The organism is Wohlfahrtiimonas sp. XWW7 (assembly GCF_056716055.1).
This window is the reverse complement of the sequence record NZ_CP168032.1, coordinates 24069-38083: the sequence shown is the minus strand read 5'-3', so window position 1 is coordinate 38083 and position 14015 is coordinate 24069. Positions and strand designations below refer to the sequence as shown.

Annotated in this window: 17 protein-coding genes; 2 read left to right on the top strand and 15 right to left on the bottom strand. The window is 37.1% G+C overall.

Annotation, left to right across the window (positions count from 1 at the left end):
* Positions 1–140: 140 nt before the first annotated feature.
* The 8 genes from ACA100_RS00215 to hemL all read right to left on the bottom strand — a co-directional run bounded on the left by ACA100_RS00215 (position 141) and on the right by hemL (position 6407).
* Positions 141–911, bottom strand: a complete 771-nt coding sequence (locus tag ACA100_RS00215) for a MetQ/NlpA family ABC transporter substrate-binding protein (RefSeq protein WP_481078016.1) — start codon at positions 909–911, stop codon at positions 141–143.
* Positions 912–944: 33 nt separating this feature from the next.
* Complete coding sequence (locus tag ACA100_RS00210) at positions 945–1658, bottom strand: methionine ABC transporter permease (protein WP_481078015.1); 714 nt, start codon at positions 1656–1658, stop codon at positions 945–947.
* Positions 1659–1661: 3 nt separating this feature from the next.
* The gene (locus ACA100_RS00205) at positions 1662–2678 is read right to left on the bottom strand and encodes a methionine ABC transporter ATP-binding protein (protein ID WP_481079133.1); all 1017 of its coding nucleotides are present in this window, start codon (positions 2676–2678) and stop codon (positions 1662–1664) included.
* 143 nt (positions 2679–2821) lie between these two features.
* Positions 2822–2989, bottom strand: a complete 168-nt coding sequence (gene rpmG, locus ACA100_RS00200; protein ID WP_008315715.1) for a 50S ribosomal protein L33 — start codon at positions 2987–2989, stop codon at positions 2822–2824.
* An 11-nt stretch (positions 2990–3000) separates the two neighbouring features.
* On the bottom strand, positions 3001–3237 hold the full coding sequence (rpmB, locus tag ACA100_RS00195) for a 50S ribosomal protein L28 (protein ID WP_008315714.1): 237 nt from the start codon (positions 3235–3237) through the stop codon (positions 3001–3003).
* A 110-nt stretch (positions 3238–3347) separates the two neighbouring features.
* Positions 3348–4385: a type IV pilus twitching motility protein PilT gene (locus ACA100_RS00190; protein ID WP_481078014.1), complete on the bottom strand. Its 1038-nt coding sequence runs from the start codon at positions 4383–4385 to the stop codon at positions 3348–3350.
* Between the two features lie 62 nt (positions 4386–4447).
* Positions 4448–5119 carry a ribulose-phosphate 3-epimerase gene (gene rpe, locus ACA100_RS00185; RefSeq protein WP_481078013.1) on the bottom strand — a complete coding sequence of 224 codons (672 nt, stop codon included), beginning with the start codon at positions 5117–5119 and terminating at the stop codon, positions 4448–4450.
* Between the two features lie 4 nt (positions 5120–5123).
* Positions 5124–6407: a glutamate-1-semialdehyde 2,1-aminomutase gene (gene hemL / locus ACA100_RS00180; protein WP_481078012.1), complete on the bottom strand. Its 1284-nt coding sequence runs from the start codon at positions 6405–6407 to the stop codon at positions 5124–5126.
* Between the two features lie 130 nt (positions 6408–6537).
* On the opposite strand from hemL, the gene rsfS reads away from it, so the two are divergent.
* Together rsfS and rlmH are read left to right on the top strand one after the other, a co-directional pair.
* Positions 6538–6852 carry a ribosome silencing factor gene (gene rsfS / locus ACA100_RS00175; protein ID WP_481078011.1) on the top strand — a complete coding sequence of 105 codons (315 nt, stop codon included), beginning with the start codon at positions 6538–6540 and terminating at the stop codon, positions 6850–6852.
* A 1-nt stretch (position 6853) separates the two neighbouring features.
* On the top strand, positions 6854–7324 hold the full coding sequence (gene rlmH, locus ACA100_RS00170; protein ID WP_481078010.1) for a 23S rRNA (pseudouridine(1915)-N(3))-methyltransferase RlmH: 471 nt from the start codon (positions 6854–6856) through the stop codon (positions 7322–7324).
* 8 nt (positions 7325–7332) lie between these two features.
* On the opposite strand, the gene ACA100_RS00165 is transcribed toward rlmH, so the two are convergent.
* The 7 genes from ACA100_RS00165 to lpxL all read right to left on the bottom strand — a co-directional run bounded on the left by ACA100_RS00165 (position 7333) and on the right by lpxL (position 14013).
* Complete coding sequence (locus ACA100_RS00165; protein ID WP_481078009.1) at positions 7333–8010, bottom strand: hypothetical protein; 678 nt, start codon at positions 8008–8010, stop codon at positions 7333–7335.
* A gap of 195 nt (positions 8011–8205) precedes the next feature.
* On the bottom strand, positions 8206–8730 hold the full coding sequence (locus tag ACA100_RS00160) for a hypothetical protein (protein WP_481078008.1): 525 nt from the start codon (positions 8728–8730) through the stop codon (positions 8206–8208).
* A 115-nt stretch (positions 8731–8845) separates the two neighbouring features.
* Positions 8846–10206, bottom strand: a protein-coding gene (locus ACA100_RS00155) for an IS3 family transposase (RefSeq protein WP_481076906.1) whose coding sequence is annotated in 2 segments (ribosomal slippage) — positions 8846–9726 and positions 9726–10206 — 1362 coding nt in all. Because the reading frame shifts where the segments join, the coding sequence is not laid out codon by codon here.
* A gap of 91 nt (positions 10207–10297) precedes the next feature.
* Positions 10298–11518, bottom strand: coding sequence for a beta-ketoacyl-ACP synthase I (gene fabB / locus ACA100_RS00150; RefSeq protein WP_481078007.1), 1221 nt, complete (start codon positions 11516–11518; stop codon positions 10298–10300).
* A gap of 17 nt (positions 11519–11535) precedes the next feature.
* Positions 11536–12051, bottom strand: a complete 516-nt coding sequence (gene fabA, locus ACA100_RS00145; protein ID WP_481078006.1) for a 3-hydroxyacyl-[acyl-carrier-protein] dehydratase FabA — start codon at positions 12049–12051, stop codon at positions 11536–11538.
* 47 nt (positions 12052–12098) lie between these two features.
* Entirely contained in the window at positions 12099–13118 is a 1020-nt protein-coding gene (locus tag ACA100_RS00140; RefSeq protein ID WP_481078005.1) for a glycosyltransferase family 9 protein, read from the bottom strand.
* Complete coding sequence (lpxL, locus tag ACA100_RS00135; RefSeq protein ID WP_481078004.1) at positions 13111–14013, bottom strand: LpxL/LpxP family Kdo(2)-lipid IV(A) lauroyl/palmitoleoyl acyltransferase; 903 nt, start codon at positions 14011–14013, stop codon at positions 13111–13113. Before lpxL ends, ACA100_RS00140 begins: the two co-directional genes overlap by 8 nt.
* Between the last annotated feature and the right edge of the window lie 2 nt (positions 14014–14015).

Genomic DNA, 14015 nt, shown 5'->3' with positions numbered 1-14015 from the left:
CTAGGAGAATGTCTTGTCTCAATGTGATTTTACGATCATCCGCACATTATAGCTTGTTCTGATAATTAATGTAAAAATGTTACAGAAATAAAAAAGAGCCAATGATATGGCTCTTTAATAGTTATGAAGAAAAGCATCGATTAGAAGCCAGGTAAAATGCTACCTTCATATTTTGTTTCAATGAATGATTTCATTTCTGGTGAGTTCAATACTTTCATTAATTTTTTTACATTTTCTTTATCTGTATTATCTGCTTTAACAACGACGATATTAACGTAAGGTGAATTCTTATCTTCGATGATCAATGCATCTTTCATTGGGTTTAAGCCTGCATCTAGTGCAAAGTTAGTGTTAATCAATGCAAGATCCACTTCATCGATAGCTTTGGCTAACATTGGTGCTTCTAATTCAAGGAAAGAGATATTTTTAGGATTTTCTTTAATGTCAGCAATTGTAGATAAAATATTGCTTGGATCCTCTAAGGTAATCACGCCATTATTATGTAATAAAATTAAAGCACGGCCACCGTTTGTTGGATCATTTGGAATTGCTATTTTAGCGTTGTTAGGAGTATTTTTAATGTCCGTAATTTTCTTAGAATAACCGCCCAATGGTTCTAAATGAACGCTGCCAACAGGTGTTAATGTAAGGTTATTCGCTTTATTGAATTCATCTAAATAAGGTTTATGTTGCATGAAATTTGCGTCAACTTCGCCTTCATCTAACATTAAATTAGGCAAAACATAGTCGGTCACAACGACAACATCAATTTTAAAATCAGGTGCCAATGTTTGTGCGTGCTCTAGAATTTCTGCATGTGGAACTGGTGTTGCTGCGACTTTAATTGAATCTTGGGCATTTGCCAAAAAAGGCAATGCTGAGAGAATCAAGGCTGATGCTAATTTTTTCATGCTACTGCTCCTTAATATAATCCTAAATATTTGTTATTTTCTAGTTAATCGGCGCATAAATGTATCGCCAATTAGCTGAATAGTTTGCGCGATAATGATGATTATTACAATCACAAAATTTGTAATTTCTGGTTGATTACGATGGAAGCCGAATCTTGTGGCTAAATCACCCAATCCACCTGCGCCAACTACGCCAGCCATGGCTGTAAATGATAACAATAATATGCCTGTGATTGTCGCACCAGCAATAATGCTGGGACGAGCTTCTCTTAATAATACAGAGAAGATGATTGTGTGCAAAGGTGTGCCCATGCTAACAGCAGCTTCAATGATGCCTCGATTAACCTCGCGTAGTGAGGTTTCCACGAGTTTTGCAAAGAATGGGATTGCACCAATGGCTAAAGGAATGATTGCGCCTTTGACACCAAATGATGTATTCACTAATAATTTTGTATAAGGTAATAGATAGATGATTAAAATTAAAAATGGAATAGAGCGTAATATGTTCGTAAAAATAGATAGTGCAGGATAAATAATGTTATTTTGCAGTAATTGTTTGGGGCTTGTGAGGTATAAAATTACACCCAAAATGATCCCAAATACAGTTGTTAATGCCCAGGATGCCATTAACATTTGCAGTGTTGCTTCTGTCGCATCCCAAAGCATATTAACTTTGACTTTAGGGAAGCTGTCTTGAATTAAACTTTGTAGGGCGCTGCTCGCCCATGCTTTAAAATCTGTATACATAATTTATAAGTTAACCGCTAATGCATGGATATTTTTGGCTGAAAATTCTTTTAAGGCATTGCTTTGCGCTTCTTCACTGCCATTGAGTGCTACTAATAGCTGTCCGTAGGGTAAATCTCTAATATAACTAATATTGCCAGAAAGAATAGAGAAATGAACGCCCGTGGATTTAATGATGTCACTTAAATGTGGATGATAAGAATCCTCGCCAGAGTAAGTGATCTGATAAAGATTGGCATCTTTCATGGTGCTTGTTTTTAAGTGTGCTTTTAATTCATCATAATGGCTATTGTCTAAGATAAATTCTTTTGTCACATCGTGCTGAGGATTTAAAAATACCTTTTCGACAGGGCCTAGTTCAACAATCTGACTTGCGTGAATGACGCCAACTTTGTGGCATATTTTACGAATGACTTCCATCTCATGGGTGATTAATACAATTGTTAACCCAAGCTTTTGGTTAATATCACGCAATAATTCTAGGATGGATTGCGTGGTTTGTGGATCCAGTGCAGAAGTTGCTTCATCGCATAATAGTACTTTAGGTTGATTCGCCAATGCTCTCGCAATGCCAACACGTTGTTTTTGCCCGCCAGATAATTGTGCGGGATATTTATTTGCATGCTCCGTTAAGCCAACTAATTCTAGTAATTCATCTACACGTTTTTTAATATCCGTTTTAGATAATTTTTCTAAACGTAGTGGAAAAGCTATGTTGTTGAAAATCGTTTGGCTATCGAACAGATTAAAGTGTTGGAATATCATGCCGATCTTTCGGCGTTCATGCATGAGTTGCTGTTTAGAAAGCTTGGTCAAATCAATATCATCTAGGATAACGTGGCCAGATGTTGGTTTTTCCAATAGATTTAAGCAACGAATTAATGTGCTTTTTCCTGCGCCAGAATGACCAATGACGCCGAAGATTTCTCCTGCTTCAATAGTTAAAGAGATATCTGATAGGGCAGTAACAGGTCCTTTAGGTGAAGGATATGATTTTGATATATGTTCTAGTTTGATCACGATGTAAGAGCGATTAAGTGAATAAAAGTAGTGCACAATCTAGCACATTAGTGCTCGGAATTGAAATTTATGCTTTTGATTCGGTGTAGAAAGTAAAAAAGCAACCTTAAGGTTGCTTTTTTTATTTAGAAACTAAAACTGTATTATTTAATACGAGCTTCTTTATATAAAACGTGTTTACGAACAACTGGATCATATTTCATGAACTCTAATTTTTCTGGAGTTGTTCTTTTGTTTTTTGTAGTAGTGTAGAAATGACCTGTTTCAGCCGTTGACACTAACTTGATTTTTTCTCTGATACCTTTTGCCATGATAAAGCTCCTTAGATTTTCTCACCACGTGCACGCATATCTTTAAGAACAGCATCGATACCTTTTTTATCGATAGTTCTTAAACCAGCAGATGTTACGCGTAATGTTACAAAGCGCTGTTCGCTTTCTACCCAAATACGATGTGAGTGAAGATTTGGTAAAAAACGACGGCGAGTTTTATTGTTTGCGTGAGAAACATTGTTCCCAACAGCAGGTGCTTTACCAGTGACTTGACAAACTTTACTCATAATTAAAATAACCTATTTCAATAAAATAAATTCTTTGAGGAACACAAAAACGGCTCCTTAAAAACAGACACGTCATTATACTTATTTGAAAAAAATATGCAATATAACGATTAACTAAAATCAGATGGTACTTTTGCTTTGCTTGCTGCGACTTCTGGATCAATCATTCCAGCTTTAACAAGCTGTTGTAAATGCTGATCTAATGTCTGCATACCAAATGACTGTCCTGTTTGGATCGCAGAATACATTTGCGGAATCTTATCTTCACGGATAAGATTTCGAATTGCATTAGTACCCATTAGGATTTCCCATGCTGCAATACGGCCACCACCTTTTTTCTTTAAAAGCGTTTGAGAAACAACAGCTTGAATAGATTCGGATAGCATTGAACGAACCAGTGGTTTTTCACCCTCAGGGAAAACGTCGATGATACGGTCAATGGTTTTGGAAGCGGATGTAGTATGGAGTGTGCCGAAGACCAAGTGACCAGTTTCCGCAGCAGTCAATGCTAAGCGAATTGTTTCTAAGTCACGAAGCTCACCCACCAAGATAACGTCTGGATCTTCACGAAGTGCTGAACGTAGAGCATTATTAAATGATAATGTATCTCTATGAACCTCACGTTGGTTGATCAAAGATTTTCTTGGTGTATGAACGAACTCGATTGGATCTTCAACTGTTAAAATATGGTAAGGGTGATGTTTGTTTAAGTAGTCAATCATTGCAGCTAACGTTGTTGACTTACCTGAACCTGTTGGCCCTGTTACCAATACTAAACCACGAGGAACGGAAACCATCTGTCTGAAGATTGCTGGCATACCTAATTCATCCATTGATTTGATGTTATTAGGAATTGTTCTGAAAACTGCGCCAACACCGCGATTTTGATGGAATGCGTTAACCCTGAAACGAGAAAGTCCAGGAACATCAACAGAAAAGTCAGCTTCTAATTCCGCATCAAAAGTTCTGCGCTGAGTATCATTCATGATGCCGTAAATCAAATCATAAACGCCATCATTATCCATTGCTGGCGCATTGATTCGAGTAATGTCACCATCAATACGCAAAAGCGGAGGCAGTCCTGCTGATAAGTGTAAGTCGGATGCGCCGGACTTAACAACAAAGGTTAGTAGATCTGTGATGTTCATATCTGTTCTCGTTTGGTTATTTTTAATAAAATGATTTTAACATTTTAAACGACAAACGCGTATCAGTCTAATTTTGCGTTTGATTTAAGTCTATTAATAATCTCTTTATAATTATCTTGTGTGAAAATAGCACTACCTGCAACAAATGTATCCGCGCCAGCTTTAGAGATATCGGCAATATTATCTGCATTCACACCACCGTCAATCTCTAAACGAATTTCTTTGCCACTGTCATCAATCATTTTTCTTAATTTGGCGAGTTTGTCTAGTGCTGATGGAATGAATTTTTGTCCACCGAAGCCAGGATTCACACTCATCACTAAAATCATATCAAGATAATCCCAAACATGTTCTAAAACATGTACTGGTGTTGCTGGATTTAAAACTAATCCAGCTTTACAACCGTGCGATTTAATCAATTGTAATGAACGATCCACATGCAATGATGCTTCAGGGTGGAATGTGATGTAGCTCGCACCCGCTTTCGCAAAAGACTCGATCATGCGATCTACAGGAGAAACCATCAAATGTACATCGATGGGTGCAGTTACGCCATAATCACGTAATGCTTTGCAGATCATTGGGCCAAATGTTAAGTTCTCAACATAGTGGTTATCCATTACGTCAAAGTGGATGATATCAGCGCCTGCATCCAATACTGCGGTCACTTCTTCGCCTAAACGAGCAAAATCAGCGGATAAAATAGAAGGAGCGATCCATGGTGTTTGTTTCATGTGATTAACCTTTAATCTCTGTTAATGTTTCATCGATGGCTTGAATTGTAGTATCTAAATCATCATATGTATGTGCGCTCGATAAAAATCCTGCTTCAAAAGCGCTTGGTGCCAAATATACGCCACGATCCAATAAGCCGTGATAGAATTTTTTGAAGAATTCTACATCGCTTGTCATTACATCTTTGTATGTATGAACTGCTCGATCAGTGAAAAATAAGCCAAACATGCCGCAAACATGATTAATGTGTAATGGTTGATTATGTTTTGCGAATACTTTTTGAATGCCATCCATTAAATAATCTGTTTTAGCTTTTAGATCTTCATAGAAACCATCTTCAGAAATTAATTCTAATGTAGCGATGCCCGCTGCCATTGCAACAGGGTTGCCTGACAATGTACCTGCTTGGTAAACAGCGCCATTCGGTGACATATGCGCCATGATTTCAGCTTTGCCGCCAAATGCGCCTACTGGCATGCCGCCACCAATGACTTTGCCAAATGTTGATAAGTCAGGTGTGATGTCATATAAGCCTTGTGCTGAGTGTTTATGTACACGGAAACCTGTCATTACTTCATCCATGATGAAAACAGCGCCTGCTGCTGTGCAGCAATCACGGATTGTTTGTAGGAATTCTTTAGAAGGTGGAATGCAGTTCATATTGCCCGCGATTGGTTCAACGATCACACATGCAATTTCATCGCCATATTTTGCGAATGCTTCTTTTAATTCTTCAGGATTATTGTATTCCAATACAATTGTATGCTGTGTTAAATCAGCAGGAACACCTGGTGAAGACGGTTCTGCAAATGTTAATAAACCCGAACCTGCTTTCACTAATAATGAATCTGAATGGCCATGATAACAGCCTTCAAATTTAATGATTTTGTTACGATTTGTATAACCACGCGCCAAGCGGATTGCGCTCATTGTAGCTTCAGTGCCCGAGCTTACCATGCGCACGCTATCCATTGATGGAATGATTTCCAATACTTTTTTAGCCAAAACTGTTTCTGAAACCGTTGGTGCGCCAAAAGATAAACCATTTTTAGCGGTTTCGATGACAGCTTCGATCACTTTAGGGTGAGCATGACCAACAATCATTGGGCCCCATGAGCCAACGTAATCGATATATTTTTTACCATTTTCATCGTAAACGTATGCACCTTCACCTTTTTTGAAAAAAACAGGTGCGCCGCCGACTTGTTTAAAAGCTCTCACTGGAGAGTTAACACCGCCTGGAATGTATTTTTGTGCTTCTTCATAAAGTGCTTCAAAACTGACCATTTCTCAACCTTCAAAACTAAATGATAAAAGTATTATTCTACCAAACTTAATTAAGATTTAATTGTTAAATTAAAATGAAGTACAATAAGCAGAACTATTGTATTAATTTTAAATGAACTGGATGAAATTTATGTCAGAAGCGATGAAGAATATTGTTGAAACTACCTTGGATGATATGAAAGGTGTGGATATTAAGGTATTCGATGTAAGCAAAATTGTTAAGTATGCAGATTGGGTTGTAATCGTGACAGGTACATCATCAACGCATTTGAAAGCAATGGCAGGCAAACTAGAAGTAAAAATGAAAGCAGAAGGTCACTTACCAATTGGCTCTGAAGGTGTTGAAAGTGGTAACTGGGTCTTGCAAGATTATGGCGATGTTGTTGTTCACATTATGACTAAAGATGCACGTGAATTCTATCAATTAGAAAAATTGTTCATCTAGTATGATTGTTCACCTAATCGCTATTGGCAACAATATGCCAAATTGGGTTAAAGACGGCTTTGACGAATATCAAAGCCGTTTGCGTAATGAGGTTCAGCTAAAAATGGTTGAAATTCCTGCGCAAGCCCGTAAGAAAAATGCGGATATCAGTAAAATCTTAAAAGAAGAAGGGCAGAAGATGCTCGCTGCTGTACCTAAAGGTGCTCGCATTGTTGGTTTGGATGTGATTGGTAAAGCTGTCACAACACCTGAATTGAGTCAGATGATGGCAGGATGGTTGCAAGGTGGTACGGATATTGCTTTGTTAATTGGTGGGCCAGAAGGATTTTCTGATGAAGTAAAGCAAAGTTTTCAACAAAGCATTTCGCTATCAAAATTAACACTGCCGCATCCAATGGTAAGAATTTTAGTGGCTGAACAATTATTTAGAGGATGGAGTATTTTACACAACCATCCTTATCATCGTGAATAGTTAGATGATTACAATAGGATATCGTAATATTCTATTGTTCTTTCTTCGATAGTTTTTAATATTTCACCCATAGAATCTTTTTGAACTGAGATGCGTTTTGTCCAGCTGTCATGATGATCTCTTTCTGTCACAATCATATATAGAGTGTTTGGTGAAATTTTAATGTTTTTTAATTCTGCTTCTGATTGCAATCGAACGATTGGTAGATTCATATTGGACTCTAAAATGGATTCAGCCATATAGTCGGAATTATAATTTGTCATGCGCATCATTTGTTTACTTTTAAGCTCAGTTTGATGGCTATTTTTCCACAATTGTTCTTGAGTTTTTAAGCCTGCCAATGTTTCAATATTGTTAAAATCAACGGATAAAATATCATTTTCATCTAGCTTTTCAACAAGTAATAAATAACGATGATTATCATTGTAGGGTGCAACATGTATGCTGATAAAATTTGTTGTTTGCCCTAATTGATAATCGATGTCTATTTGGCTCATATAACCATTTTCGTTAAAGATAATCTTTTTATTTTGTACGCCATAAGGGGATATGGATTTTTGCTGTACAGATTTTGCGGGTTTTTTAATATTTTCTAACATCCAATCATTTGGAATGTTGATGCTTTTAGAGTGTCCGAATGATAGAAGTGCTGTGATGATCATGATAGCGCAGGCTATATTTTTCATGGGGATACCTGTTTGTTATGTGAGTTGTATGGATATTATTTTATCACTTGAATTTATTTTTATGCAAATATTTGTAAATAATATTTTCACATCTTTAATGTTGTGATTATGTAGTGAGATTATTTGTTGTATTAAAAACCCGATTAAGCATATTAATCGGGTTGAGTTGTCGCGAGTTGTTAGTAAATAATGGGATTATTTTTTAATCTCATCAAGAATGTATTCTGTATTATATATTCTTAAAAATGCAGGTTCGGTTTCTACATTATCAAAAGTCCATTGCATACGAGTTGCGGCATTTCTTGGTATGGTGACCTCATCGTTACTTTTTTGTAACACAAGCGGTGATGTGATTCTATCTTCATCTAAGAGTAATACTGCTTGGTCATCATGTAGATTGATTAATCGTACAGGTTGTTCATGTTGGTTGGTGAAAATTAAAGTTAATGTGTAGCGGTTATTATCAGGATTTTCTATCTTGCGTACTTTAAATGTGACGTAAGGTTTCATCTCTTCTGTTGTAGAAATAATGATAGAACCATCAGCGCTAGCACCTTGTTTTCTACCATCTGTGATGCCTTCTTTGATTCCACTGATGGCATCTTTACTGGTGGATATTAAATTGGATACACTTTTGGAGACATCCTCTTTCATTTGAGCGAAGGATAAGGATGTGCTGAAAATTGCCATAATAACAGTTGTAGTGATTTTATATTTCATCGTTTTGCCTTGTTTCATGTTGTTATAGTATGGTTCAGTATTGTAACATTTTATGCTTATAAAAAAGCCAGATTAAGGTTATGAACTGACCCCATAAACTTGGACAGTTTATAAATTATAAAGACAAGGACTGATTTCGATATTCTATCGGACTCAGTCCTTTTAGTTTGAGCTTAATTCGATCATTATTGTAATAATCGATGTACTCATGAATCTCTTTCTCTAATTGATCGATAGATTCAAATTTTTTCACATGAAATAGCTCTGATTTCAAAACACCAAAGAAGTTCTCAATCACAGCATTATCATAGCAATTGCCTTTGCGTGACATGCTTTGTCTAACTTTGTGATCTTTTAAAGATTGTTGGTACTGTTTCATTTGATATTGCCAACCTTGATCAGAATGTAAAATCAGTTTCTTGCGTCCTTTCTTATGTAACTTTAAATGCTTCAATGCCTTATTCAGCATTTTACCCACCAACTCATATTTGGAGTTTTTAGCAACTTCATAGCTAATAATTTCCTGATTATATAGATCTAAAATCGGAGATAAATACAGCTTTTCACCGTTCACTTTAAACTCTGTGACATCTGTTACCCATTTTTGGTTGGGCCTTTGAGCCTTAAAATTACGCTTCAAAATATTCTTCGCTATTTTTCCAACTTTTCCTTTATAAGATTGGTATTTCTTCGGTCTTACTAAAGATTTAAGATTCAGTAATCGCATGATTCTTTGAACTTTTTTATGGTTAATGGGGAAATCTTTTTGTAATATCGCAGTGATGCGACGATAACCATATCGACCTTTATGCTCATGAAAAAGGGCTGTTATCCTTGCTTTAAGGCTTTCATCTGAATCAGGCTTAGCCAATACTGCCTTATGATAGTAATAAGTGCTTTTGGCTAGATTCATGATTTTCAGTAACGATGACAATGAATGCTTTACTTTGAGTTCTTCTGCGATGATTGTTTGCGCCTGAGCGCTTCTTCCTTCTCGTCCAATTCCTGAAACTTTTTTAACACATCATTCTCCGCACGAAGATAGGCTAATTCAGCTTGAAGTTGATCTATCAACTTTTCTTGTTCAGTGCGATTATCAGGTTTTTTGGGCAATCTCATCTTTTTAGGTCTTCCTTTTTGACGTGGTTCAAGTGCACTCAAACCACCTTCTTTAAACAGTGATTGCCATTCTAATATAGAAGTAAATGCTGGAATATTAAAATATGAAGCCGCTTCGCGGGCAGAGTAATAATGATCTGACATAAACTTCAATACATAATATTTGAATTCAGCAGAATATAATCGTTTTGTTGTTCTTGGCTGAATCCCTGATTGACCATGATACTGATAAGCTTTGACCCACTTTTTAACGGTGGAGTGATCAATATTAAAATGATCAGCTGTAGAGCTATATCCATTTCCTTTTTGATAAAACTTAACAACTTTTAATTTGAAATCAAAAGAATACTTCGCCATATAAAAACACCCCAAAGTTGTGTCCAACTTTTGGGGTGCAGTTCATTATTAATCTGGCTTCTTGATTTTATTATTCTCAGTAAAAGATTAATTAATCTTTGTAGCGGCTTAAGACAACAGTTGCATTTGTACCACCAAAACCAAAGCTGTTGCTCATGATGTTGTTAAGCTCTATATCTTCGATTTTTTCACGAACGATAGGGAAGCCTTCCAATTTTGGATCAACATTATCAATGTGTTGGCTAGCTTGTAGGAAGTTGTTTTCCATCATTAATAATGAATAGATCACTTCATTAACGCCAGCTGCGCCTAATGCATGGCCAGTTTGTGATTTTGTAGATGTGATGTAAGGGAATTTTTCACCAAATACACGTTGTACTGCTAAAATTTCAGGAATATCGCCAGCTGGTGTTGATGTACCGTGAGCATTGATATAATCAATTGGTCCTTCAACTGTTGATAATGCTTGACGCATACAGCGCTCAGCACCTTCACCGCTTGGTGCAACCATGTCATAACCATCTGAAGTTGCGCCATAGCCTGTGATTTCTGCGTAGATTTTAGCGCCACGAGCTAAAGCGTGTTCTAATTCTTCTACTACAACGATGCCGCCACCGCCAGAGATAACGAAGCCATCACGATCAGCATCATAAGGACGCGATGCAACTGAAGGATTGTCATTGTACTTGGTGGATAGTGCGCCCATCGCATCGAACATTGCGCTCATGAATGGATGTAACTCTTCACCGCCACCTGCGAAAATAATGTCTTGTTTGCCTAATTGGATCTGTTCAGCGGCATTACCAATACAGTGCGCAGATGTAGAGCATGCAGAGCTGATTGAATAGTTAACACCTTTGATTTTAAATGGTGTTGCTAAACAAGCAGATACAGTGGAGCCCATTGTACGAGTCACCATATAAGGGCCCATTTTTTTCGTAGCACCAGTATTACGCATGCTATCGATCGCTTCGATTTGATTGCGAGTGGATGCGCCACCTGAGCCTACGATTAAACCTGTGCGTTCGTTGGAAACCATTTCTTCAGGAAGATTAGAATCTTCGATCGCTTGTTCCATTGCAAGATAAGCATAAGCTGCTGCATCTGCCATAAAACGGAATGTTTTACGGTCAATGTGTTCAGCTGGGTTAATGCGAATCGCACCATGAACATGGGATCTAAAACCAAAATCAGCCATTTCTTGAGAGAATTCAATCCCAGATTTACCTGATTTGAGAGACTCTAATACTTCTTCTTTGTTGTTTCCGATACTAGAAATAATCCCAAGACCTGTGATAACAACACGTCTCATAATGTTTCTCCTAAACGTTAAAAATTATCTGTTGAGGTAAAGAGACCAACTTTAAGGTCTGAACCAGTGTAGATGATTTTTCCATCCACAGATAGAGTTGCATCTGCAATACCCATTGTTAATTTGCGCAAAATAACACGTTTCATGTGAATATGGTAGGTTACTTTTTTAGCTGTTGGCAATACTTGACCTGAAAATTTCACTTCACCAGAACCTAAAGCACGGCCACGGCCGATGCCACCTTTCCAACCTAAATAGAAGCCAACTAATTGCCACATAGCATCTAAACCAAGGCAACCTGGCATAACATTATCACCAACAAAGTGACATGGGAAAAACCATAAGTCAGGATTGATATCAAGCTCTGCAACGATCAAACCTTTATTGTAATTACCGCCATCATCAGTAATTTCAGTGATGCGATCAAACATCAACATTGGTGGCATTGGTAATTGTGCATTGCCTTCACCGAATAGCTCGCCTCGGCCGCACATTAAAAGTTCTTCTTTGCTATAACTTGATTGTTTAGTCACATCAATTCCTTTGAAAATAATTAATATTCATTTATAAAATCCGACGATTATACTGTTTTATCGGGCGGATTGAAAATGTTTTGATAGGTGGTTAATACATCATTTGCAGTGATTTGATCAATTTTATTGCTATTTCCAAAATTTTGCGCTTGTAATGCAATGACTTTTGAACCATATGGCTGTGATTGTATAGGATCTGTAGGGCCAAATAGAGCAATGAGTGGTGCGTTGCTACTTGCCGCCATGTGAGAAGTACCTGTGTCATTGCCTACGATTAATGATGAGCCTTTGAGCCATTCAGGAATTTCTAAAAGAGTTGTTTTAGAGCATAGATTAATGAATCTTGAATCACTTTGAGCAATGATGTTACAAATATCGGCTTCGCTTTGTGCGCCAATAATTAAAATGTGTTGAATATTGTTTTTAAATAAAAGTTGCCCTAATTCAATGAATGATTCTGTTGGCCAGCGTTTTTCAGGATGCTGTGGGCTACAGCCTGGTACAAAAACAGCAAAATTTTTATTTTGAATGATGTTAGATTTTTGATCTTGAATGTTTTGAATGATTTCATCAGATGCAATAATTTTTGGGCACTCGGATTGTTGTTGGATGCCAATGGATTTCAAAGCAGCGTAGTAACGATCAACCACATGGTTATTAGTGATTTCTTGCTCTGTGATTGTATTGTCATAGCACCAATGGGAGCTTCTGCCAATAATCGTTGCTTTAGTAAATTTGAAAATTTTGGCAATGGATAACATTAAACGAGATCGATCGCTGTTTTGGAAATCAATGATGAGATCATAGTTTTCTTGTTTAAGAAGATTAAGCCATTGCTTGGTTGCTTTCAATCCTTGTTTACGAATTTTAAAGCTGATGAGCTGGTGAAAACGATGATCATGAATAAATAGTTGGTCCCAAGGTGGTAAAGTGTTGAGGTCAATTTTGGCATTAGGAAAGCGGTTTTTAATGTCATCAAATGTTGTGCTGGCCAAAACACAATCGCCCATTGCGCTCCATTGGATGATTAAAATACGCTGATAATTTTTAACCAAAGTTTTATTCATATAAATCTTTTTCACCTTCAGGACGAGTTTTGAATCGGCGATGTGCCCACAAATATTGATCTGGTGCTTCTAGAATCCATGATTCAAACATTTTATTTAATCGCTCGCAATCTTCTGTGGCTGAATCAGAAGGAAAATTGTCTAAAGCTGGTAAAATCTTTACCTTATATTTGTTGCCTTCGCGAATGCAATAATATGGTAGAACTTTTGCTTTACCTAATTGTGCCATTTGTGAAGTTGCAGTAATCATTAAAGCTTTAACGCCAAAGAAATCAACAAAAACATGATCGCTACCACCATAGTTTTGATCAGGTGCATACCAAAGATATTTACCCGATCTTAATAGCTTAATGGTTTTGCGGATTTCATTGCGATTCACAGGTTCATTGTGTGATTGTGCTGTGCGCATTTTGAATTGGCGCTCTTCATAAGCTTTATTCTTATGCTGGCGGTACATTGCGACGAATGGTGTTTGCAGAGTAATTGCGCGTGCGCCGAGTTCTAAATTACAAAAATGCACAGTTAACAGTAATGCGCCATGGTCAGATGCTTTTAATGCTTCTAAATTCTCTAAGCCTTCGTATGTGAAAAGCTCTTTAACCTGCTTTTCAGGTTTTAACCATGCTGCTAAAGTTTCAAAAATGCCCATGCCTAATGAATCAAAGTTATCTTTAATGAGTTGTGTTTGTTCGTTTTGAGATAAATTTGGAAAGCATAATTGAATGTTGCGCTCAATAATATGGCGGCGCTTCTTAGCAACATGATATGAAATTCGGCCTACGCCTTTCCCGCAAGAGAGGAGAAAAGGCATAGGTAATCGTGCAATGTATTTGCCAACCCAAAAACCTAAGGCAATCGCATTGTCTTTAATCCAGTTGGGTTTATGATATTGCATGA